Origin of the sequence: Yersinia rohdei ATCC 43380, assembly GCF_000173775.1 — a bacterium.
In the GTDB taxonomy this organism is placed as follows: Bacteria; Pseudomonadota; Gammaproteobacteria; order Enterobacterales; family Enterobacteriaceae; genus Yersinia; species Yersinia rohdei.
Map to the genome: position 1 here is coordinate 38,755 of NZ_ACCD01000021.1, position 21,961 is coordinate 60,715.

Below are 21,961 nucleotides of genomic sequence, written 5' to 3' on the forward strand. Positions count from 1 at the left end.
GAATACCCAATGAACTTGGGATTGCAGGTAGGCAGCCAGTAAATGAATCCCGATGAGCATACTCAAGTATGTGATGCGGGTGAGTGAATGCAGCTAACACCCCTGCAATTTCAAGGGCGAAGGGTATAGAATGACAACAATATTCAACAGGTCAGGAAAACCCCATGCCAACAATGCAAGAAGTGGCAAAAAAAGCCGGTGTATCAAAAGCCACTGTTTCACGTGTTTTGTCGGGCAAAGGTTATGTTAGTCCCGCGACTAAAGATCAGGTATTTAAAGCCATTGATGAGACGGGATATCGACCCAATTTGCTGGCTAGAAACTTGGCAACCAACAAATCTGAATGTATTGGTTTTGTCGTGACCAATACTTTGTATAGCGGTAGCTATTTTAATGAAATACTTTCTCAAGCGGCACAAAAATTAGAAAGTAATGGTCGTCAATTAGTGCTGGTTGATGGGAAACACAGCGCGCAAGAAGAACAAGAGGCAATTCAGTTTCTACTCGATCTACGTTGTGATGCAATCATAATCTATCCGCGTTTTTTAACTGTTGATGCTTTGGATCTTATTATTGATAAGTATAAGCAACCTATTATGGTGGTGAACAGAAAACTGCGGAAAAATCACAGCCATTGTATTTCCTGCGATCATAAAGGTTCTAGTTATAGTGCGACGCAATATCTTATTGAACACGGACATCAAGATATTGCATTTATTACTGGTTCACTTGATTCACCTACTGCTATAGAGCGCCTTTCTGGTTACAAAGCTGCATTAATAGATTTTTCTTTACCCGTAAGAGATGAACTTATTGTTCAGGGGAAATGGACACCCACCAGTGGTGCGGCGGCAGTAGAACTTTTATTAACACATAAATCACCTTTTAGCGCTATTATCGCCAGCAATGATGATATGGCAATTGGGGCAATGAAAAAATTAAATGAATCAGGAATTAATGTTCCTGAGGAGATATCGATCATTGGCTTCGATAATATTCTTATTGCACCTTTCTTGCTGCCTCCGTTATCCAGTATAAAAGATCCCGTTAGCGATATGATAAATGAAGTTATCAACCGGCTGATATCAATGTTGGATGGTGGATATTTATCAAACGAGAATACTTTCCAATCTGACCTCATTATTAGAGACTCTGTGGCTAATGGGCCTTTCTATCAGATTAAGGCTAAGTGAATATCACAAAAAAGGAGCCAAAGACTCCTTTTGATATTAACCGTGCTAATCTTTAATAACGTTATTTAGCCTGTACACCTTCAACTGACAGAATCAGTTCGACTTCCTGTGAAGCGGGGCCTAAATCTGTGGTGATATTAAAATCTTTCAACTTAATATTGCCGTTAGCTTCAAAACCGGCACGATAACCACCCCAAGGGTCTTTGCCCTGACCGGTCAATTGGCTTTCCAGAGTCACCGGCTTAGTCACCCCATTTAAAGTCAGGTTACCGACTATGGTATAACCTTCGCCATTTTTCTTCACTTCAGTAGATTCAAATGTGGCCTGTGGGAATTTACTTACATTCAGGAAATCTTTACTTCTTAAGTGTTTATCGCGTTCTGCATGGTTAGTATCTACACTGTTGGTGTTAATCACGACGTTAACTTTATCAGCAGCAGGATTTTTCTCATCAAAAGTAAAAGAGCCATCAAAATCATTAAAGCTGCCGTATAACCAGCTATAGCCTAAGTGTTTAATCCGGAATTCGATAAAGGCATGTTGACCTTCTTTATCGATTTTATAGTCGGCGGCTACGGCGCTACCTGCTGTAAACATCAGTGCACCTACAGTCAGGCCCAATAGGGTCTTATTAAACATACTTAACTCTCCATAATAGTTGGTTAATCGGTGCTACGTCCCAGCATCCGTTTAAGGGTAATATCACCATCAATAAAGTGGTGTTTAATCGCGGCCAGTCCATGTAATAGTGAAAGTATTACCACAGCCCAAGCCAGATAAAGATGTATCATACCCGCTGTATCAGCTTGATCAGGTAAGTCGGTTAATGTCGCAGGTACAGAAAACCAGTTAAATACATTGATTGGTTGCCCGTCAGCTGTCGAGATTAAATAGCCACTGATCATAATGCTAAATAGCACAATATATAAAATCAGATGTGCCAATATCGCACTAATTCGGGTAAAGCGGCTATAACTCAATAATGGTTTTGGTGGTGGTGAAATAAAGCGCCAAATCACGCGAAATATCATCACCGCAAAAAGAATACAACCGATACTTTTATGTATTTCAGGTGCTTGATGATACCAACCATCATAGTAGCCTAACGTCACCATCCATAATCCAAGAGCAAAGAGTGCATATACTGTTAATGCTACCAACCAGTGGATACTAATAGTGACACACCCAAACTTATCCCTGGTATTTTTCCAAAGCATAATGATTCCCTTTTGCTCAATTTATAGCGTAATAGTCAAACATTATGAAACATAAAATCAACACTTATTTGCTATAAGTTTTATTTCAATCACTGCCATCAATTATTTTGCAAAAGGTGCCAATTACTTGAACAATATAATTGTTGGACTTTACTTAACCTGACATTAGTGCAGTAGACAAGCGAGGGAGTTCAGCGGAAATAAATGTCACTGGTTGATAAATTAGAGCAATTTTGCTGCGTTTTTTTTGTATTTTTAGGTATTACTCAGCGCGTCTATTCATTAGGATATTTCCTAATAAATAGGATTTTCACTGTTTACTAACCTATCATGGACTTGCTGGGAGAAACGATTTTCATGATTTTCTTTTATCTTCAATATAAAGAGAATCCTTTCTCCCTTAGCCCACCCTTTCGCTGTGAGTGCCATTAATTAGCAATACGCATTTACTGAGGAGACTGTTGTAGTGTCCAGTTCAGTACCTGAGTAGCCAATTGATTGCTCGCCAAGCCAAAAGCATCAATCACCTCATCCATCTGCGAGCCTTTAATCGGCTGGCGGATTTCAAAATGACGGGTTGCAATAATTCTGCGGTCTGAAATTCTGACCAGACGGGCATCAAAGCGAATTAGCACTTCACTGTTACCCGCGAGATAAACCCCCTGAAACGCCGATAAATCACCACTCAACTCGACATCCGCCTGCAGGCTGTCATCATCGCTGCTGACTGCGGGGATGCGGCCATCCGTGCGGAATTCCTGAATCAGCCGGTTACGTACCAAAATGGGGGTGGGGTCAGTCCAGCGTGAGTTTTTATAGACCGCAATTTCCTGCCCTTCAGGTTGAACAGCAATACGTGAGCTATTAATGAATTGGTTAGTTGCCGGTTGCGAAACCCGCAGCGACCAATTGACGCTCTGCCCATGTGGCGCAGTGGTCGCCGCCGGTACCGGCAACAGATACACCTGAGAAACCGGTGCCGAGGGCAAAATGGTGCAAGCAGACAGCAACATCGCTAACATCGCCAACATCAGCAGCCAAGTACCACGGCCAGCAGAGCGCATTACCTTAAGAGATCTCATCGAGGCGTAAACTCCTGTGTTCTTTCACGGCCGCGCAGCAAGGCCGAGGGATTTTCTTCCAAACGAGAAACAGCAGCACGTAAGGTCGCTAATGTTCTGCGCAACTCATCAACAGCGGGCCCAAGTTCATTCATTCCTTGCATGCCATTGTTAAGTGAGGTTTTATTTTCATTAACCAGTTTATTGAGGATGACACTGGTATTTTGCAAAGAAGCCATTGTCTTCGCCGCATCATTCACCAGCTGTTTCCCCTGCCCATCCATTAGCCCATTAGCATTGCGTAGCAGGCGATTAGTTTGAGTCAGTGTCTCATTGGCTTGCTTACTGGCTTGCGCCAACTGCTGCAACAGGGTTCGAATGTCTTGGCGTTGGTCTGCCACCGTCTGGGTAATTAAGGCGAGATTATTCAAGGTAGTTATCAGGCGCTGCTGGTTATCCGGTTCCAGCAGTTGGTTAAGGCGCACCAGTACTTCATTGGCATTGCTCATAAAGTTCTCACCATTAGCCAACAACTGGCTCATCGGTGACGGAGTAGCAATAATGACCGGAATTTCGCCATCTTTACTTTCCAGTAAGGGGCTTGCTTGGCTGCTGCTACTGAATTGAATGTTTGACGTCCCGGTGATACCGGCCACCGTCAGGCGGGCTTGGGTATCTTCGCGGATAGGTGTGGAGGCCGACACACGCACTCGCGCCCAAACTTGGGTGGGGTTATCGGTGTCTAACCGCAATTGAGTCACTTCACCGACCCGAATGCCGCTGTATTGCACGGTACTCCCCTGCGATAAGCCACTCACCGGCTCATTGAAGACAATATCGTACAATCTGAACTGGCGATCAGTGCCGGCACCGGTCAGCCACAGGCAGAATAATAATGCGGCACTGACCACAATGAGGGTGAACAACCCAATGACAACATGATGAGCACGGGTTTCCATTTACAACCTCTCTTCACTATTCGTCGTTGCCGCTGCCTGATAAGCAGCTCGCCCACGTGGGCCATGAAAATACGCTTGGATCCAATCATCATTGGTCTGCGCGACTTTATCCAGGGTATCCACCACCAGCACTTTCTTTTGTGAAAGCACAGCAACCCGGTCACACAAGGTATAGAGCGTGTCCAAGTCATGTGTTACCAAAAATACCGTCAAATTGAGTGCATCACGCAAGGTGCGGATTAAACTGTCAAAGGCTGCCGCGCCAATGGGATCCAGGCCAGCCGTCGGTTCATCAAGAAACAAGATATCCGGATCCAAAGCCAGCGCTCGGGCAAGTGCTACGCGCTTAACCATCCCCCCTGACAATGAGGCCGGATATTTACTGCCCGCCCCTGGCGGTAACCCCGCCAATGCCAGCTTCACCTGTGCCAGGCGCTCGGCCTCGGCGCGTGGTAAACCGGCATTTTCGATTAATGGCAATGCTACGTTTTCGGTTACTGTCAGAGAACTGAATAATGCACCTCGTTGAAACAATACGCCAAATCGCCGCTCAACCCGAGATCGTGCCAGGCCCGATAATGCCATTAAATCTTGCCCAAACACATGAATATGGCCATCGGTTGGCCGGCGCAATCCTACAATGCTGCGCAGCAGCACAGATTTACCGGTACCCGAGCCCCCCACCACACCGAGAACTTCACCGCGCTGAACATCCAGATCCAAGTCTTGGTGCACACATTGTTTACCAAAACAGTTCACCAGATGGCGAATTTGAATAATGGCTTCTGGTGGCTTAATAATAGCTTCTTGGGTCTTAATAATGGTTTCTGACACCTTAATAATAGGTTCTTGTGGCATGTGGCTCACCATCCCATTTCCATGAAAAATAGCGCCGCAATGGCATCAAGCAGGATCACCACAAAAATCGATTGCACCACACTGGTGGTGGTGTGCTCCCCCACAGATTCCGCACTGCCAGTGACTTTAAACCCCTCCAGACAGCCGATGATGGCTATCAGGAAGGCGAAAATAGGGGCTTTACTTATGCCCACCAAAAAATGCTGTAATCCGTTACTGTTTTGCATAATTGACAAAAACATAGTCGGCGAAATATTGAGCTCAAGAGCGCAGACCACCATCCCGCCGAAAATACCGCAAACCATGCCAATAAATGTCAGCATGGGTAATGAAATCAACAGTGCTAAGACCCGAGGCAGCACCAGCAATTCAACCGGATTCAGCCCCAAGGTTTGGATGGCGTCAATTTCCTCATTGGCTTTCATCAACCCGATTTCAGCAGTAAAGGCACTGGCGGTGCGCCCGGCCATTAAAATGGCAGTCAGCAGTACCGCAAACTCACGCAGGAAAGAAAACACCACCAGATCGACCGTAAAAATACCCGCGCCGAAGGTGGTCAATACCGTGGCACCAAGGAAAGCAATAACCGCCCCGACCAAAAACGTCAGCAGCATAATGATAGGAACCGCATTCAGACCAATTTGCTGAACATTGGCAATCAGCGAAGTCACTCGCCAGCGGGAGGGCCGAAAAAGCGTGCCCAGCAGAGTCTCAAGAGTTAGGCCAACAAACCCGAGTAACGATTTGATATCTTGCCATAAATTGTCCACCGTGCGGCCGGTGCCGGCCAATAATTCAAGCCAAAATGCGGGCGGCTTTTCGGTTGATTCGGGTTCTATATTGGGTAAAACCTGGCTCACGGTTTCTAATAACACGCGCCGTTCTTGCGGCAAATTGGGCGCAAGTTCACGAAGATGACTGATACGTTCTTCACCGAGAAGCACTGCCAGCAAAGCCGCGCCCGCGGTATCCAAAGCACCTAATTGGTTGAGATCAAACACCACCCCGTGGGGCAGATTGGCGCGCAATTGTGCCACTTGGGGCTCCAACTCGCGGTAATGCACCAGCACCCAATCCCCTTTGGCCGAGACCCGGACAGGTTGAGCTGAACTGTCGATATCGAGTTGTGCTGTGGACTGCCGCTCTGTCATAGAGAAAGCCTTACTCTTTATTGGAATACCGTTTTGACATCATCAACATATCAAAATCCAAGTCACTACCTTAACTATACCCAATAGATGCCGAACTGCAGGCCGACGGCATATAAATAAATCCAAGGAGTTGAGATAACTCAATGACTTGTTACAGTGATAACCGCCAACACCCCTGCATTTTAAAAGATGCAGCTTATAGGTATATCACACAGTTCACTAACAGTGATGACTAAAAAGTAAGGACTTAATTACCAGATTATCTATTTACTTCAGATTAACTCTCTGACAGTTTATCCGCGATGCCATGCCCTGGGGCATTCCCCCATGATGACCGGCTTTTCCCCGGCATAGAGAACCACACCAGGATGGCAAGCAGGATAAGCAACCCACTGGCAGTGCCTAAGACCAAACTGTGCGAGGTCGAAAAGGCCAGTTTAGCACTGGCGAGTAAAGCCGTATCTCCACCGAGGCTATTCGCCACCTGAATGGTTTCACTGATAGACGCGCTCGCCTGTTGAGTTAAGTTGGCGGGTAAATCCTGCGGTAACAGGATGGAGGCGGTATAAGCCCGTGAGAGCATCAAACCAAAAATAGCAACGCCCAACCCCGCGCCCAGTTCATACGCCATACCTTCCACAGCCCCTGCTGCACCGGCTTTTTCCGGTGGCGCGGCACTCATAATCGCCGCCGTAGAGGCCAATAGTGACGCTTCAATACTAAAGCCGAGTAATATCATCCATCCCCATGCCAGATAAATTTGTGTGGCAAAATCCGTGTAGGCGAGGCCTAAAAAACTCATTGAACTCAAGGCAATACCGGCACTGGCTACAGTGCGCAATCCCAATCTGGCGACTAGCCATCCAGAAAGCGGCCCACTGACACCACTGGCAATCATTAATGGCAGCAAAAAGATGCCCGCTTCAAGTGGCGTTTTCCCTAAGACAAACTGTAACTCTTGAGTGAGGAGTAATTCAAAACCCACCAGCGTTATCATTGCCGTCATTGCCATTGCCATGCCGACCGCAATCACCCGCTGGCTTATCAAACGAAAATCTATCATCGGCGCTGAGGTGGATAACTGATGGCGAACAAATGCCAATAACATCACCCCGCCCAAGATGGCCGTCAGCCCAGTCATCACTGGCTCACTCCCCCCGCGTAACCCGGTTTTGGCCGCATAAACCAGCAGCAGAATCGCCGTCACCAAGACCAGCGCCGGGGCTAATTTCCACGTCTGCTCCGTTCGCATCGGCTGATGAGGAATAACTAACAGTGTCGCAATCACCACGGCAATGATAATGGGGATATTAATCAGGAACACTGACCCCCAGTAGAAATACTCCATTAACAGCCCGCCCACCAGTGGCCCCATTGCCGCCCCCATAGTGCCAATGGCGACCCAAATACCCAGTGCCATCGCACGCTCGCGTTCATCGTTAAAAATATGACGCACCGCCGACAACGTTGCGGGCAAGATCATTGCTGCGCCAACCGCCAAAAGGGCCCGCGCAGCAATCAGTGCCGCCACCGAAGGTGCCAAAGCTGCCGCCAATGACGCCAGGCCGAACAGCACCGACCCCAACAAAGCCAGCAGTTTGAAGCCAATACGATCCCCCAACGCCCCCATTGGCAGCAACAAACAGGCCATCACCAAGGAGTAAATATCAATTATCCACAGCAACTCACTGCCGGTCGCAGACAGGGCAATTCCCAGCCGAGGGGCCGCCACATGCAGCACCGTCGCATCAATAGAAACAGGGAGATACATCAGAATAATAACGTAGAAAATCATCCACTTTTTAGACATACAGACACGCTCAAATAGGGTATATATCAGTGTTGAACACTTGTTCAATATTGCGATAATAGCGGAAAGTTGAACTAGCGTCCAATTCATCACATAATGGCGAAAACATCCGTGAACCCGTTAAAGGAGTCTTTTTGGCCTATTTAAACCGTGAAGAGCGGCATGACACTATTTTACAGGCGGCGATGCGCGTGGCGATAACCGAAGGGATGACCGCCACCACCGTGCGCCGGGTGGCCAGTGAAGCCGGTGTTGCTGTTGGGCAAGTTCATCACCACTTTACCTCGGTGTCACAGCTGCGGGCGGAGGTGTTTCTGTTAATAGTGAAACACTCTTTAGCCACCTTTAGGCTAAACAGTGAGAATTTACCCGCCCGTGAGCGGCTGGTACAGGTGCTGGGTTACCCGCAAGATGAAGCCTGTCAACAAGAGACCCGGCTGTGGAATGAAGTTTCCATACTGGCGGAGCGGGATAACCTGATTAAACAGGCTTATGCCGCCTCCATGACTGACTGGCATCAGGCCACGGTAGATGTCATTACTTCAGGGGTAGCTGGCCATGAATTCCGCTCAGATATCAATGCCAGTGATGTAGCATGGCGTTTGATTGGGCTGGTATGTGGTTTGGATGGGCTAACCCAATTTACCGAATTAGGTTTTTCGCAAGCAGAAATACTGCGCCATTTGGCGGCGGCCATGCACACCGAATTACTCGAAAATCCATTAATGTAACTGCACACCTGCCGCTGCCGGTATCTCACTGTGGCAGTTTTTGCCGCAGATACCGACTATAATGGCTATTTACCCCACCCAATCCCCCCAAATTTATTTATCTGGCACTGGGGATACTTTGCTTTGGGAAATTATGATGATTCAACACCCTACTGTCGCCGATGTTATTTACTATAACGGCACAATTTACACGGCAGATGCCAATAATCAGGTTTGCAGCGCTATCGCCATTGGTGAAGGCTATATTTTGGCCACTGGCGGTGAAGAACTTATCCAGCAGTTTGCTACGCCGAAAACCCGTCTTATCGATTTAGCGGGCAAGTTTATGATGCCCGGCCTTATTGATAGCCATATGCACCCGTTTTGGGGAGGTAAACAGCTGATTGGTTGCAACCTCAACTATGCCGCGCTGAGTGTTGAACAAACCCTGGATATTATCCAGCAGCATCTCGATAACGACCCTTTTAAAGGTGAAGATGACTGGCTAACCGTGCGCGCCTGGCAGCGTCAGGCCATGATCCCGGTGGGGGCGGATATGAGCCGTAGCGCACTGGATTCACTCAACACTCGCCGCCCTGTCGCCCTGTTTTCTAACGATTGCCACACCTTGGCGGCCAACAGCCGAGCCCTTGAACTGCTGGGGATTGACGAAAACACCCCAGTACCGCCAGACGGCAAAATTGCCCGCGATGCACAAGGCCAGCTGACAGGTATTTTGGAAGATGCGCCCGCCATGCGCGCCTTTGACAGCATTCCCTCCGCGACACCTGAAAAAAACGTGCAAATTGCCGCCCATGTGCAGCAAGTTCTGAATGCGCAAGGGGTCACGACAGTGATGGATACCCGAGTATTTGCAGAACAATTGCTGGCCTTTCGCCAATTATATGAACGTAACGAGCTAACCCTGCGAGTTCTGGGGGCCAAAGAGGTGACGCCAGACAGTTTACAAGGGCCGGAAGACGCCGCTCGGGTCGTGCAGGAAGTGGTTGAATTTGGTCGCCTGTGGGGAAGTGATACCTGGACACCGACACCGGGCTTTGCCGTCGACCATTTGAAACTGTTTATCGACGGAGTGCTACAGCCGCCCACCATGACCGCCGCGCTACTGGAGCCTTATCGGGCGAATCAGGGCACATCAGACCAGCCGGACTGGCAAAATACTGACCATTATGGCGACCTGTACTTTACTGCGCCGATGGTCAATGCCGTGATTTTGGAATGTGCGCGAGCTGGCCTTCATCCGCACACCCACACCGTGGGGGATGGTGCCATCGAGATGGTGCTGGATGCCGTCGAACACATGCGTGCCGCCTTGCCGGGTAAGGATATCCGGCCGGGATTAGCACACAATGAACTGGTCGCCGCCCATCAATATGACCGCTTTGCCAAGCTCGGTGCCACTGCGGTGCTGTCTTTCCAGTGGGCCGGTTTACCGGGTGTATTGATTGATGAGGAGCGCGCCATGCTGGGTGAAACCCGTTTCCAACATATGGAACCGGCGGCGCGTTTTCTGGCTGCAGGGGCGCGGGTAGCTTATGGCAGCGACTGGCCCATTGACCGATTGGATGAATGGTACAATCTGCAAGTGGGAATGACCCGCCGTGCCTGGGATCTGGAGGGCAATCCAGCCGGGCCTCGGTTGGATAATGACCGGGATTTGACACTTATTGAGACATTACGCTCAGCAACTATTGATGCCGCGTATATGATTGCCAAAGAGCAATATATTGGCTCATTGGAAGCCGGTAAGTTTGCCGACATTATCATTCTGAAAAACAATTTGTTCGAACAGTCGCCAGCAACAATTTATCAGACACAAGTGGAAGCCACACTGATAGGCGGTAACTTGGTGTATCAAGCCTAACCCCCCGCTAATGCTATACTGGCCCACGGATTTATCTCAGTGGGCCAGTAAAATCAGCACAACAATCCCGGGTAACAAGGAAGTGATTGGCGTTACTGTTAGCCTTGTGTCAAAATCCGCTCCTTTATGTTTTACAGCTGCATAAAAATGCAGCGTGACGGTGCTTATTTACACCAGGAGATGATAGGGTAATGCCACAAAATATTCAGTTGCGCAGAGTGCTTAAAACCCCCGCGCTGGTCGCTTTCGGGCTCGCCTACATGGTGCCACTAGGTGTATTTACCACCTATGGACAGGTGACCGTATTAAGTCAAGGGCACTTGCCCATCGCCTATCTGGTGACGGTTGCCACCATTCTGTTTACCGCCCTAAGTTATTGTCGGATGACCAGCGCCATGCCGCTATCAGGTTCCGCCTATTCTTATGTTCAACGTAGTTTTGGCGGAAAAACCGGCTTTCTGGTGGGTTGGGCACAAATTTTGGATTATCTGTTCCTGCCAATCCTTAATTATTTGGTTTTAGGCATTTTCTTGCACGAGGCATTCCCGGCTATTCCTGCTCCGGTCTTTATTATTGCGTCTATCGTCAGTGTCAGTTTGTTAAATATTCTCGGCGTGCGTTTGCTCACCTCGGTGAATTTCTCACTGATCGCGGCACAAATGGTGTTTATCGTCTTATTTATTGCGCTTTCTTTCAGTCAGGCAGATTTAAGTCCAGAAGCCCTCATGAAGCCGCTGTTGGTGAATGCCGGTGACTTATCTGGCCTGTTGTCTGGGGCTGCCGTATTGTGTCTGGCGTTCCTCGGTTTTGATGCCATCGCCACGATGGCAGAGGAAGCACACGACGCCAAACGCACCCTGCCACGGGCAATTTTGTTCACTGTGATAAGCGCTGGCACCATTTTCATCGCCGTGTCCTATGCTGCACATTTGGCCTATCCGGACTGGAAATCGTTAATTCCCCATCAGGATACCGCCAGTCTGATTATCTCCGAGCATGTCGGCGGTAAGTGGATGTATAACTTCTTTATGGCCACTTATCTGACCGGTGTTTATGCCTCGGCCATGACTGCACAAACCAGTGTGTCGCGCATTTTCTATGCGATGGGCCGTGAGGGAGTATTGCCGCGCAAAGTGTTTTTCCATCTGCATAAAAAGTTCCACACCCCGTGGCGAGCTATTTTGTTCGTAGCGGTTATTTCGTTGCTGGCCTTGTTCCTTGATTTGAACTTAGTGGTGTCGATGATTAGTTTTGGTGCACTCGGCGCATTTACTTTTGTCAATTTAAGTGTTGTAAAACACTTTATTTTCAATGAGAAACGCCGTGGCGCTGCCGCCATGTTCAAATATGGGCTGTTACCCATGATGGGCTTTGTGATGTCGGTCTGGCTGTGGGTTCATCTGGAACAGCGCGCGCTGGAGGTGGGTTTACTGTGGTTGCTGGCGGGCTTTATCTATCTGCTTTGGCTAACCCAAGGCTGGCGTAAGCCGCCACCGTCCGTCAACCCGGATGATATTTCACATCTGATGTAATGAATAACGTTACAGTAAAATGGCCACACCAAGTGGCCATTTTTATAGAATTCAAGTCACCAAACACTAGAAGACGCTAAGCAAATCAATCTCGAATTGCTGATATCAATAAGTGATTCGGCCAACACAGCTGTAGCGCCCCAGACGACCGGGATTAATATCCTCTACGCGCCCGCCCTACCGCCTCACCTAACTGCCAAACCGCCATAGCGTAATGCGTGCTGTGGTTATAGCGAGTGATAGTGTAGAAGTTTGGTAATCCATACCAATATTGATAACCCGTGCCGACATCCAGTCGCAATAAGCTGGCTTCCTGATAATCACCCAATGAACTGGTCGGGCTTAGCCCCGCCGCAGCCAAGGTTGAAACCGGGTATTTGGTTTTAAAGCCATTATCGAGATTGGGCGCTTGCCCCTTGGCAGGGATAGCGACCGCCGCCCCTTTCGTCCAACCGTGTGATTTAAAGTAATTGGCGACACTGCCAATGGCATCCACGGGATCCCATAAATTGACATGTCCATTACCATTAAAATCAACTGCATAGCTTTTGAACGACGACGGCATAAATTGGCCGTAGCCCATCGCGCCGGCATAGGAGCCTTGTAAACTGAGCGGGTCATTACCTTCGGCGCGCGCCATCAACAAGAACGTCTCCAACTCGCCGGTAAAGTACTCGGCACGGCGTGGATAGGCAAAGGAGAGCGTTGCCAAGGCATCAATGATGCGCGTTTTGCCCATCACCCGGCCCCAGCGGGTTTCAACCCCGATGATGCCGACGATAATTTCCGGCGGCACCCCATATTCCTCATATGCACGTTGCAGAGCGTCTTGGTGTTGATTCCAGAAATTAACCCCATTTTGCACATTATCCGGGGTTATAAATTTGCTGCGATAACGATTCCAGGCCCCATTTGGCCCGGAAGGACGACCTGAAGTCGGTGCTTGTTTATCCATTAAACGGATAACCCAATCCAACTTTTGAGTTTGGGCCAATACATCGTGCAGTTGCTGGCGGTCAAAGCCGTGTTCACGCACCATTTTATCAACAAAACGGGCGGTATCCGCATTATAAGCAAAATCACCCTCTTGCAGGTGACCCATATGCTGGGGCTCGAGTATAAAACCACTTTGTGTCAGGTTATCTGACGGCGTGGCAGCAACAGGAGGCGTCGGCTTGCTACTACAGGCACAAAGCAAAGTGAGTAAGGGAAGAATGACAGCCAAGTGACGCATCGAATATCCATAAACCATGCAAAAAGTAATAGCTATGTTAAGGCATTGTCAGGCTAGCACAAACAGGAAAATGTGCTGTTGCCAGCGGTTGTTGATAAAGAAATTCGCCATCCCATAAAGCGGTTAGTCAGAAAATACCCCATTAAACCTCTTGAATAGTAAGGAATTACCCACGCAAAATGAAACATTTCGTAGCAAATAACACGAATGATTTTCACTATCATTACTTGATTATTTCGATACAATCGAGCTGTTTCACCATTGCCTAATGCTGTTATTTTCTTCTCTGAACCGCTCAAAGGATGTCTTTATGAAGTTACGTTTTTCTTCTCTCGGCTCAATTGCACTGTTAGCTTCTTCAATAATATTAACCTTTTCCGTCAATGCCGCATCCAATGACGAAGGCATCGTGGTTTATAATGCGCAACACGAAAATCTGGTGAAATCTTGGGTTGATGGTTTTACTAAAGATACCGGCATTAAAGTAACGCTGCGTAATGGCGGAGATAGCGAATTAGGTAATCAACTGGTTCAGGAAGGTGCGGCATCACCTGCCGATGTTTTCCTGACCGAGAACTCCCCGGCGATGGTATTGGTAGATAATGCCAAGCTGTTTGCCCCACTGGATGCAGCAACACAAGCACAGGTTGCCAAAGAATATCGCCCCGAACATGGCCGCTGGACTGGCATTGCCGCCCGCAGCACCGTGTTTGTTTATAATCCGGAAAAAATCAGTGCCGCTGAGCTGCCAAAGTCCATTATGGATCTGGCGAAACCTGAGTGGAAAGGCCGCTGGGCTGCCTCTCCATCAGGTGCAGATTTCCAGGCCATCGTCAGCGCGATGTTAGAACTGAAGGGCGAAAAAGCCACTTTGGAGTGGTTAAAAGCCATGAAAACTAACTCTACTGCCTATAAAGGCAATAGCACAGTGATGAAAGCAGTTAATGCTGGCCAAATTGATGGCGGGGTTATCTATCACTATTACCGTTTTGTTGATCAGGCTAAAACCGGCGAGAACAGCGGTAAGACTCAATTGCATTACTTCAAACATCAAGATCCCGGTGCCTTTGTCAGTATCTCCGGCGGTGGCGTTTTAGCATCCAGTAAGCACCCGGAACAAGCACAGGCATTCGTAAAATGGATCACCGGCAAATCTGGTCAAGAAATGTTGCGAACCAACAATGCATTTGAATATGCCGTGGGTGTTGATGCTGCGTCCAACCCTAAATTAGTGCCATTACAAGACTTGGATGCGCCTAAAGTAGAACCCTCTAAACTGAACAGCAAGAAAGTGGTTGAGTTGATGACAGAAGCAGGCCTGCTGTAATACCATTAATCTGCTGATAAATTGTATTTTTAGCCCGTCACCCTATGGGTTTGACGGGCATTTAACCCGCCGAGCGCCTTGACGATTATGGCCAATATAAATACCGATATTATCCCCAACACATTGAGTCGGGCCACCCAACGCCAGTTTAGCCGTCGCCCCGGTTTTGCCATTGTGACCATTGCGGTGCTGCTTTCGCTGCTCTCCCTGCTGCCACTGGGGTTTGTGATGGGGATTGCCATTGATACCGGCTGGCCGACCGTCAAAGCACTCGTGTTTCGCCCACGGGTAGGGGAATTGCTGCTCAACACAGCATTGTTGGTGGTTTTCACTTTGCCCTTATGCGCCATTATTGGCGTGGCACTGGCATGGTTGACAGAACGCACCACCTTACCCGGCAGGCGGATTTGGTCACTGCTGGCCATTGCCCCACTGGCGGTTCCTGCATTTGTACAAAGTTATGCCTGGATTAGCTTAATGCCCTCAATGCATGGGCTGGGCGCTGGCATATTTATCTCTGTTATCGCCTATTTTCCCTTTATTTATTTACCGGCCTCCGCCGTCTTGCGTCGCCTTGACCCCGGCCTTGAAGATGCGGCCGCCTCATTGGGTAGCACACCTACGGCAGTGTTCTTTCGGGTGGTATTGCCACAGCTAAAACTCGCAATTTGGGGCGGTTCCATACTGATTGCACTGCATTTATTAGCGGAATATGGCCTTTATGCCATGATCCGTTTCGATACCTTTACCACCGCCATTTTTGACCAATTTCAATCCACATTTAATGGCCCGGCGGCAAATATGTTAGCGGGGGTTTTGGCCCTATGTTGTTTGGGATTATTGTTAATCGAAGCCACCAGCCGAGGCTATAACCGCTACGCCCGAGTCGGTTCTGGCAGTGCCAGGCACCAAACTGCGTATTCGATGGGCACCGCCCTCAGCCTGGGGTGTTTACTGCTGCCTCTGGCGATGGTGGCGCTCTCATTGGGCGTGCCATTTATCACCCTGACTCGCTGGCTCTATTTGGGGGGCATCGAGGTATGGCTGAACCCTGAACTGCTCCCCGCACTGAAGCAAACACTGGCGTTGGCAGTGAGTGGCGCGGTGATTATCACCTTATGTGCCGTGCCGATGGCGTGGTTATCCGTGCGCTATCCGGGGCGTTTACACCGCATTATGGAGGGCTGCAACTATGTCACCAGTTCGCTGCCGGGTATCGTGGTGGCGCTGGCGTTAGTGACCATTACCATCCGCATGGCCCGGCCACTCTATCAAACCGAATTTACACTTTTGTTGGCTTATTTATTGATGTTCACCCCGCGCGCCTTAATCAGTTTGCGGGCAGGTATCGCACAAGCCCCCATTGAGCTGGAAAATGTAGCTCGCAGCTTAGGCAAAACCCCCGCTCAGGCTATTTGGAGCACCACCTTACGGCTGGCGGCACCGGGGGCAGCTGCCGGTGCCGCCTTGGTATTTTTGGCTATTTCCAATGAGCTCACCGCCACCTTGTTATTAGCCCCCAATGGCACCCGAACACTGGCGACCGGCTTCTGGGCATTGACCAGTGAAATAGATTATGTCGCCGCATCACCTTATGCACTGCTCATGGTGGCGCTTTCCTTGCCGCTAACCTGGCTGCTTTATTCTCAATCTCAACGCACGGCAGGATTATGAGCACACTTGAACTGCAACACATCGGTAAATCTTACCAATCGGTGAAGGTATTAGACGGCATTGATTTGCAGGTCAAGGCGGGTAGCCGCACCGCCATTGTCGGGCCATCAGGATCGGGTAAAACCACCTTACTGCGGATCATTGCCGGTTTCGAAATACCAGATTGCGGCCAGGTGATTTTGCAAGGGAAACCGCTCTTTGACAGTTCCACTTACATCCCGGCACATAAAAGAGGGATTGGTTTTGTCCCGCAGGATGGCGCGCTGTTTCCACATTTTACAGTGGCAGGCAATATTGCTTATGGCTTAAAGGGCACAAAACAGGACAAAGCACGGCGGGTTGATGAATTAATGGAGATGGTGGCGCTAGACCGGCGCTTATCCCAACTCTGGCCCCATGAGATATCTGGCGGACAACAACAGCGAGTGGCACTCGCCCGCGCATTGGCACAGCGCCCGGTGTTGATGCTGTTGGATGAACCCTTTTCAGCCTTGGATACCGCCTTGCGCGCTTCTACCCGCAAAGCGGTGGCCGAGCTATTAGCACAAGCTAATATTGCGTCGATTTTAGTCACCCATGACCAAGGTGAGGCGCTGTCGTTTGCCGATCAGGTGGCGGTTATACGCGGGGGGAAACTGGCCCATGTTGGCCCGCCACAAGAGCTTTATCTGCGACCGGTAGATGAACCCACCGCAACATTTTTAGGCGAAACACTGATTCTTCCTGCCTATATTGATGCCGGCTGGGCAGATTGCGCCCTAGGTCGGGTCAAGGTTGACGATACCAAACGCCGTGGGCAAACCCGTATTATGTTACGGCCAGAGCAAATTACTATTACCCCATCATCCAGCGCCCCATCCCACCCAACGCAGTGTCTGGCGCAAATTATCAATATTGATTTTGCCGGTTTTATCTCGACACTCACCTTGTCCATTGCGGGTTATGAAGAAACCATAGCCATCAAAACCATCAGCCGGGAAGCACTTCACGCAGGCTTAATGGTTGATTTGACGATAGTGGGTCAGGCGCATATTTTTGCTGACTGAGTGTTAGCCGTATTTTGCTATAACCGTCTAATAATGCTCGGCGTTGGTGCTATTTGTCCTCGCCGATTGCCTTATTTTGTTGATAGCCAAACCGCCATTGACCCCACCTCACTTTGGGCCTGGAGGCACACGGCGTAATTGTCGGTATTCCAGTATGGTCAGCACAATAACCACCAAATCCAACAAGGTTATCAGGAGCAGCAACACTGAATGGGTAAAGGTATAGCGGTAAATTTGATAAACAATAAATAAGCTAAAAATCACTATCGCCGCGGGATAATATCCCAGCTTTTTACGCCATAATCCAATAATGACCCAGAGCTTAACCACGCCGTGAATTAACAAATAAAATGCGGCAAAATGCAGGCTACTTACCGAAAGGCTTTGTGCGGCATGCAACAAATAATTCGCCACCACATCGCCACGATCTTCGATAAACTCAACTTGAGTAATGCGATGCAGTAAATTAAGTAACAGCTGGGGCGTGATAAAAAAGGTTAAAATACCCGCCAGAATCTCCATTATCGCCAAGATGGCTTTCAGCAATAGGCTGACTTCAAAAACAGCATGAATATTTTTCTCACCAAAGAGTTTACGGTGTTCGCCGTGTTTTTTGATATTTAACATCGCGCGGGTTCCCTGCCGGTTAATACGGTAAAAAGTCTCTCTGCCCAATAAATGCTAAGTTGCAGGTAGGCGGCTATAAAATGAACCCAACGAATTGAGATAGCGCCAATAATCTATGTGACTTAGGGTAGCCAACAATCCTGCATTTTTAAAGGTGGCGACCAGATAGACCATAGAGTAGCAGTTTATCTGGTACTTGGATAATTCGACTGCTGGAGCACACCCCACAACCCTTCACTTTACCCTGATAAAAATAGCCGTTAATAATCAACACCCCATTATTAAGATATTTCTCAAAATAATTTAGGGGAATTAAATAAAAACAATAAAATATTAAGTGGCAATAACCATTTTTATTGAGATTGATTCTTTTTACAGAAAACAATTCACTTAATTATATTGAATTTATGTATAAGAAATAGTTAACGCCTCGCTGTAAATCATTAATAACCTTCGATATGGTCACATAAACCACCCATATATTTTCGTTATCCCCTCTTAATTGATTTACATCATATAAAAGTAACAACTTATTTCCTAAGGTGAGGCATTAACATTTAATTCTGCATTTATTTTCGTCAAGAAATTTTATTTTCGTCAAAAAATGTCCTCCGCAAAGGTAATGTCGATGAATAACAATAAAAAGCCGCTCACTGGCGCTATGAGTCGCCGTGAATTTATTCAAACATCTGCCGCAGTCACCGGGGCTGCGGCAGTTGCTGGTTCAATTACCCTACCTTTTTCAGTACAAGCTGCCGAAAAAACAGAATCCACCACCAAGGAATCCATTAAATACAGCGCCTGTCTGGTTAACTGTGGAAGTCGCTGTCCACTAAAAGTGCACGTCAAAAATGGTGAAATTATTAAAATTGCTAATGAAGCCATTTATGATGATTCTACATTTGGCGAACATCAAATTCGCCCCTGTTTGCGTGGCCGCTCAGTCAGATGGAAAACATATAATCCTGACCGCGTCAAATATCCCATGTTGCGGGTGGGTAAACGCGGCGAAGGAAAATTCAAACGTATTAGTTGGGATGAGGCCACCACAATTGTGGCGGACAAGCTAAAAAATACCATTGCGCAGCACGGTAATGAGGCCATTTATTATCAATATGGTTCTGGTTCTACCGGGGCTAATTTACAAGGCCGCAATGCCTGTAAAAGAATGCTAAGTTTACTCGGCGGTTTTCTCGACCAACACGGCACCTACTCTACCGCGCAAATTAATACTGTAATGCCTTATATTTATGGCAATACGGATGAAACCTTGTTGGATGAAATTAAAAACTCCGATTTAGTAGTGATGTTTGGCCATAATCTGGCTGAAACCCGAATGTCTGGCGGCGGCCAATATATGGAAACTGTCCATGCATTGGGGCAAAGCAAAGCTAAAGTCATTATTATTGACCCGCGTATGACCGACAGTGTTACCACTCTGGATGCCGAGTGGATCCCCATATTCCCTGGTACTGATGCTGCATTGGTCGCCGCATTAGGCTATGTCTTAATAAAAGAAAACCTGACGGATGAAGCTTTCCTGGCTAAATATTGTGTGGGTTGGGATGCCAGCACTTTACCGGCCTCTGCCCCTGCCAATAGTTCTTATAAAGATTATATTTTAGGCTATGTTGATGGCATAGAAAAAACGCCGCAATGGGCCAGTGAAATAACCGGTATATCCCCGGTGCGTATTATTCAGCTGGCACGCGAGTTAGGTAATGCCCGTGCGGCATGGATCTCACAAGGCTGGGGCATTCAACGCAGTGCCAATGGTGAGCAGGCCTCCCGCGCAATTATGATGTTGCCACTGATGACCGGAAATATCGGTCGGGCCGGAACCAATACCGGTGCTTGGGGCGGGAACGTCAAATATTCGGTACCGGGATTTAGTATTCCCAATCCGGTAAAAACCGCCATTCCTTGTTTTATGTGGACTGATGCTATTTTCCGTGGCACCGAAATGACGGCTACCAATGCCCATGTAAAAAATAAAGATAAACTTGATACCAATATTAAGTTTATGTGGAACTATGCCAGTAATGTTATTGGCAATCAGCATTCTAACCTGAATAAAACCCACCAAATTTTACAAGATGAATCGCTGTGCGAGTTTATTTTAGTGTGGGAAAACCACATGACGAACTCCGCCAAATATGCAGATTTGCTGTTACCGGATGTCACCTCGGTTGAATCAAATGACCTGATTGATGATTCTTATGCCAGTGGGGCTTATCACTATGTCACGCGGTTGCAAAATGCTATCGAACCTTTGTGGGAATGCCGCCCTTCTTATGATGTGTTAGCTGAAATTGCCACGAAATGTGGTATTGGCGACGCCTTTACTGAAGGCCATACCCAGCAAGAATGGATTGAAATCAGCTATAACAAAATGCGCGAGAAGAACCCCGCATTGCCACCATTTGAGCAAACCAATGACCAAGGCATTATTGACCGAATTTATGCTGACAGCAGCCAATATATCGCGTTAAAAGATTTCCGTGACGACCCACTGAAAAATCCGTTGAAAACACCGTCAGGCAAAATTGAAATCTATTCAGAAGCGCTGGCAACCTTAGGAAGAGAGTGGCAACTGACCCCCGGTGACCGCATTACTGCTGTGGCCGAATATTGCCCGACATTTGAAGGGGTTAGTGATAGTGAAACCTTGAAAAACTATCCGCTGCAAATGACCGGGTTCCACGTCAAAGGCCATACCCACTCATCTTATTATAACGTAGCGATGTTACGCGAAGCCGTCCCCCATCAGTTCTGGATGAACCCCATTGACGCCAAAGCCCGTGGCCTGCAACAAGGCGAAATGGTTGAAATCTTTAACGATCGGGGGCGAATACTTATTGCAGTCAAAATTACTGAGCGCGTTTTACCAGGTGTCATTTCCGTGCCACAAGGTGCCTGGCGCAATATTAATAAGGAAGGCCTGGATGTGGGCGGTTGCATCAATACCTTAACCACACATCGCCCATCGCCACTGGCGAAAGGTAACCCACAACACACCAATCTGGTTGAAGTTAAACGCGCATAAGGAGTTGAAAAATGAAGCAATATGGTTTTTTTGTCGACTCCACCAAGTGCACCGGGTGTAAAACCTGCCAAATCAGTTGCAAGGATGAGAAGAACCTGGAACTGGGGCCAAAGCTGCGCCGAGTCTATGAATATGGCGGCGGCAGTTGGACACAGCAGGACAATATCTGGGTACAAAATGTCTTTAGTTATTATCTGTCCATCGCCTGCAACCACTGTTCATCGCCCACCTGTGTTACCGGTTGCCCAACCGGTGCCATGCATAAACGCGAAGAAGACGGTTTAGTGGTGGTCAATCAGGATCTTTGTGTTGGTTGCCGTTATTGCGAGATGCGCTGCCCTTATGGCGCGCCGCAATTTGATGCCCGGAAGAAACTGATGACCAAGTGTGATGGTTGTTATCAGCGGGTTGCTGAAGGCAAGATGCCAGTTTGTGTCGAGTCCTGCCCACAGCGCGCGTTAGATTTCGATGAAATCACCGTGTTAAGGGAAAAATACGGTGAAGAAAATGCTATTGCCCCCTTGCCGCACGCGCATTTAACTCAACCGAATCTGGTTATCCGAGGCCATCGTAATGCCCGGCCATCAGGCGATACATCAGGCAGCATTCAAAATCCGTCGGAGGTATAAA

General features: G+C 48.2%; 18 protein-coding genes. 9 read left to right on the forward strand and 9 right to left on the reverse strand.

All coding sequences use genetic code 11. The annotated features are described in order from the left end of the window. Positions 1–164: 164 nt before the first annotated feature. Positions 165–1,193, forward strand: coding sequence for a LacI family DNA-binding transcriptional regulator (locus tag YROHD0001_RS05200; RefSeq protein ID WP_032817405.1), 1,029 nt, complete (start codon positions 165–167; stop codon positions 1,191–1,193). 61 nt (positions 1,194–1,254) lie between these two features. On the opposite strand, the gene YROHD0001_RS05195 is transcribed toward YROHD0001_RS05200, so the two are convergent. From YROHD0001_RS05195 to YROHD0001_RS05165, 7 genes are all read right to left on the reverse strand, one after another. Then, the gene (locus YROHD0001_RS05195) at positions 1,255–1,833 is read right to left on the reverse strand and encodes a YceI family protein (RefSeq protein ID WP_004715644.1); all 579 of its coding nucleotides are present in this window, start codon (positions 1,831–1,833) and stop codon (positions 1,255–1,257) included. 23 nt (positions 1,834–1,856) lie between these two features. Continuing rightward, positions 1,857–2,411, reverse strand: a complete 555-nt coding sequence (locus tag YROHD0001_RS05190) for a cytochrome b (RefSeq protein ID WP_004715645.1) — start codon at positions 2,409–2,411, stop codon at positions 1,857–1,859. A gap of 446 nt (positions 2,412–2,857) precedes the next feature. Then, positions 2,858–3,493, reverse strand: coding sequence for an ABC-type transport auxiliary lipoprotein family protein (locus YROHD0001_RS05185; RefSeq protein ID WP_032817407.1), 636 nt, complete (start codon positions 3,491–3,493; stop codon positions 2,858–2,860). After that, the gene (locus YROHD0001_RS05180) at positions 3,490–4,431 is read right to left on the reverse strand and encodes an MlaD family protein (RefSeq protein ID WP_004715648.1); all 942 of its coding nucleotides are present in this window, start codon (positions 4,429–4,431) and stop codon (positions 3,490–3,492) included. The genes YROHD0001_RS05185 and YROHD0001_RS05180 overlap by 4 nt, the downstream gene beginning before the upstream one ends. After that, on the reverse strand, positions 4,432–5,289 hold the full coding sequence (locus YROHD0001_RS05175) for an ABC transporter ATP-binding protein (protein ID WP_004715649.1): 858 nt from the start codon (positions 5,287–5,289) through the stop codon (positions 4,432–4,434). It lies immediately after the preceding gene. Between the two features lie 5 nt (positions 5,290–5,294). Further along, on the reverse strand, positions 5,295–6,440 hold the full coding sequence (locus YROHD0001_RS05170) for an MlaE family ABC transporter permease (RefSeq protein WP_004715650.1): 1,146 nt from the start codon (positions 6,438–6,440) through the stop codon (positions 5,295–5,297). 277 nt (positions 6,441–6,717) lie between these two features. Further along, positions 6,718–8,250, reverse strand: coding sequence for a SmvA family efflux MFS transporter (locus YROHD0001_RS05165; RefSeq protein ID WP_042542290.1), 1,533 nt, complete (start codon positions 8,248–8,250; stop codon positions 6,718–6,720). 134 nt (positions 8,251–8,384) lie between these two features. Here YROHD0001_RS05165 and YROHD0001_RS05160 point away from each other — a divergent pair, with 134 nt between their 5' ends. The 3 genes from YROHD0001_RS05160 to YROHD0001_RS05150 all read left to right on the forward strand — a co-directional run bounded on the left by YROHD0001_RS05160 (position 8,385) and on the right by YROHD0001_RS05150 (position 12,377). Continuing rightward, complete coding sequence (locus tag YROHD0001_RS05160) at positions 8,385–8,981, forward strand: TetR family transcriptional regulator (protein ID WP_004715652.1); 597 nt, start codon at positions 8,385–8,387, stop codon at positions 8,979–8,981. A 136-nt stretch (positions 8,982–9,117) separates the two neighbouring features. Continuing rightward, positions 9,118–10,845 (forward strand): amidohydrolase, encoded by a 1,728-nt coding sequence (locus tag YROHD0001_RS05155; RefSeq protein WP_032817424.1) that lies wholly within the window; start codon positions 9,118–9,120, stop codon positions 10,843–10,845. Between the two features lie 191 nt (positions 10,846–11,036). Then, a complete protein-coding gene (locus YROHD0001_RS05150) occupies positions 11,037–12,377 on the forward strand; it encodes an APC family permease (RefSeq protein WP_004715654.1) in 1,341 nt (446 codons plus the stop codon). Between the two features lie 154 nt (positions 12,378–12,531). On the opposite strand, the gene mltB is transcribed toward YROHD0001_RS05150, so the two are convergent. Continuing rightward, positions 12,532–13,611: a lytic murein transglycosylase B gene (gene mltB / locus YROHD0001_RS05145; protein ID WP_004715655.1), complete on the reverse strand. Its 1,080-nt coding sequence runs from the start codon at positions 13,609–13,611 to the stop codon at positions 12,532–12,534. A 310-nt stretch (positions 13,612–13,921) separates the two neighbouring features. Here mltB and YROHD0001_RS05140 point away from each other — a divergent pair, with 310 nt between their 5' ends. From YROHD0001_RS05140 to YROHD0001_RS05130, 3 genes are all read left to right on the forward strand, one after another. After that, the gene (locus tag YROHD0001_RS05140) at positions 13,922–14,938 is read left to right on the forward strand and encodes an iron ABC transporter substrate-binding protein (protein ID WP_032817409.1); all 1,017 of its coding nucleotides are present in this window, start codon (positions 13,922–13,924) and stop codon (positions 14,936–14,938) included. Between the two features lie 87 nt (positions 14,939–15,025). Then, positions 15,026–16,612: an ABC transporter permease gene (locus tag YROHD0001_RS05135; protein ID WP_004715657.1), complete on the forward strand. Its 1,587-nt coding sequence runs from the start codon at positions 15,026–15,028 to the stop codon at positions 16,610–16,612. Further along, on the forward strand, positions 16,609–17,658 hold the full coding sequence (locus YROHD0001_RS05130; RefSeq protein ID WP_032817411.1) for an ABC transporter ATP-binding protein: 1,050 nt from the start codon (positions 16,609–16,611) through the stop codon (positions 17,656–17,658). The genes YROHD0001_RS05135 and YROHD0001_RS05130 overlap by 4 nt, the downstream gene beginning before the upstream one ends. A 108-nt stretch (positions 17,659–17,766) precedes the next feature. On the opposite strand, the gene YROHD0001_RS05125 is transcribed toward YROHD0001_RS05130, so the two are convergent. Next, entirely contained in the window at positions 17,767–18,285 is a 519-nt protein-coding gene (locus tag YROHD0001_RS05125; RefSeq protein WP_032817413.1) for a DUF2127 domain-containing protein, read from the reverse strand. A gap of 628 nt (positions 18,286–18,913) precedes the next feature. Between YROHD0001_RS05125 and YROHD0001_RS05120 the strand changes: the two genes are divergently transcribed. Both YROHD0001_RS05120 and YROHD0001_RS05115 read left to right on the forward strand, forming a co-directional pair. Further along, positions 18,914–21,331 (forward strand): DmsA/YnfE/YnfF family dimethyl sulfoxide reductase, encoded by a 2,418-nt coding sequence (locus YROHD0001_RS05120; protein ID WP_004715661.1) that lies wholly within the window; start codon positions 18,914–18,916, stop codon positions 21,329–21,331. Between the two features lie 11 nt (positions 21,332–21,342). Further along, positions 21,343–21,960, forward strand: coding sequence for a DMSO/selenate family reductase complex B subunit (locus YROHD0001_RS05115; RefSeq protein ID WP_004715662.1), 618 nt, complete (start codon positions 21,343–21,345; stop codon positions 21,958–21,960). Position 21,961 lies beyond the last annotated feature (1 nt).

Bases quoted from the DNA above. Each gene is read 5' to 3' on its own strand.
- YROHD0001_RS05175 (WP_004715649.1), bottom strand. From the start codon at position 5,289: ATGCCACAAGAACCTATTATTAAGGTGTCAGAAACCATTATTAAGACC.
- YROHD0001_RS05195 (WP_004715644.1), bottom strand. From the start codon at position 1,833: ATGTTTAATAAGACCCTATTGGGCCTGACTGTAGGTGCACTGATGTTT.
- mltB (WP_004715655.1), bottom strand. From the start codon at position 13,611: ATGCGTCACTTGGCTGTCATTCTTCCCTTACTCACTTTGCTTTGTGCC.
- YROHD0001_RS05155 (WP_032817424.1), top strand. From the start codon at position 9,118: ATGATTCAACACCCTACTGTCGCCGATGTTATTTACTATAACGGCACA.
- YROHD0001_RS05115 (WP_004715662.1), top strand. From the start codon at position 21,343: ATGAAGCAATATGGTTTTTTTGTCGACTCCACCAAGTGCACCGGGTGT.
- YROHD0001_RS05130 (WP_032817411.1), top strand. From the start codon at position 16,609: ATGAGCACACTTGAACTGCAACACATCGGTAAATCTTACCAATCGGTG.
- YROHD0001_RS05190 (WP_004715645.1), bottom strand. From the start codon at position 2,411: ATGCTTTGGAAAAATACCAGGGATAAGTTTGGGTGTGTCACTATTAGT.
- YROHD0001_RS05170 (WP_004715650.1), bottom strand. From the start codon at position 6,440: ATGACAGAGCGGCAGTCCACAGCACAACTCGATATCGACAGTTCAGCT.
- YROHD0001_RS05135 (WP_004715657.1), top strand. From the start codon at position 15,026: ATGGCCAATATAAATACCGATATTATCCCCAACACATTGAGTCGGGCC.
- YROHD0001_RS05125 (WP_032817413.1), bottom strand. From the start codon at position 18,285: ATGTTAAATATCAAAAAACACGGCGAACACCGTAAACTCTTTGGTGAG.
- YROHD0001_RS05120 (WP_004715661.1), top strand. From the start codon at position 18,914: ATGAATAACAATAAAAAGCCGCTCACTGGCGCTATGAGTCGCCGTGAA.
- YROHD0001_RS05140 (WP_032817409.1), top strand. From the start codon at position 13,922: ATGAAGTTACGTTTTTCTTCTCTCGGCTCAATTGCACTGTTAGCTTCT.
- YROHD0001_RS05150 (WP_004715654.1), top strand. From the start codon at position 11,037: ATGCCACAAAATATTCAGTTGCGCAGAGTGCTTAAAACCCCCGCGCTG.
- YROHD0001_RS05180 (WP_004715648.1), bottom strand. From the start codon at position 4,431: ATGGAAACCCGTGCTCATCATGTTGTCATTGGGTTGTTCACCCTCATT.
- YROHD0001_RS05200 (WP_032817405.1), top strand. From the start codon at position 165: ATGCCAACAATGCAAGAAGTGGCAAAAAAAGCCGGTGTATCAAAAGCC.
- YROHD0001_RS05185 (WP_032817407.1), bottom strand. From the start codon at position 3,493: ATGAGATCTCTTAAGGTAATGCGCTCTGCTGGCCGTGGTACTTGGCTG.
- YROHD0001_RS05165 (WP_042542290.1), bottom strand. From the start codon at position 8,250: ATGTCTAAAAAGTGGATGATTTTCTACGTTATTATTCTGATGTATCTC.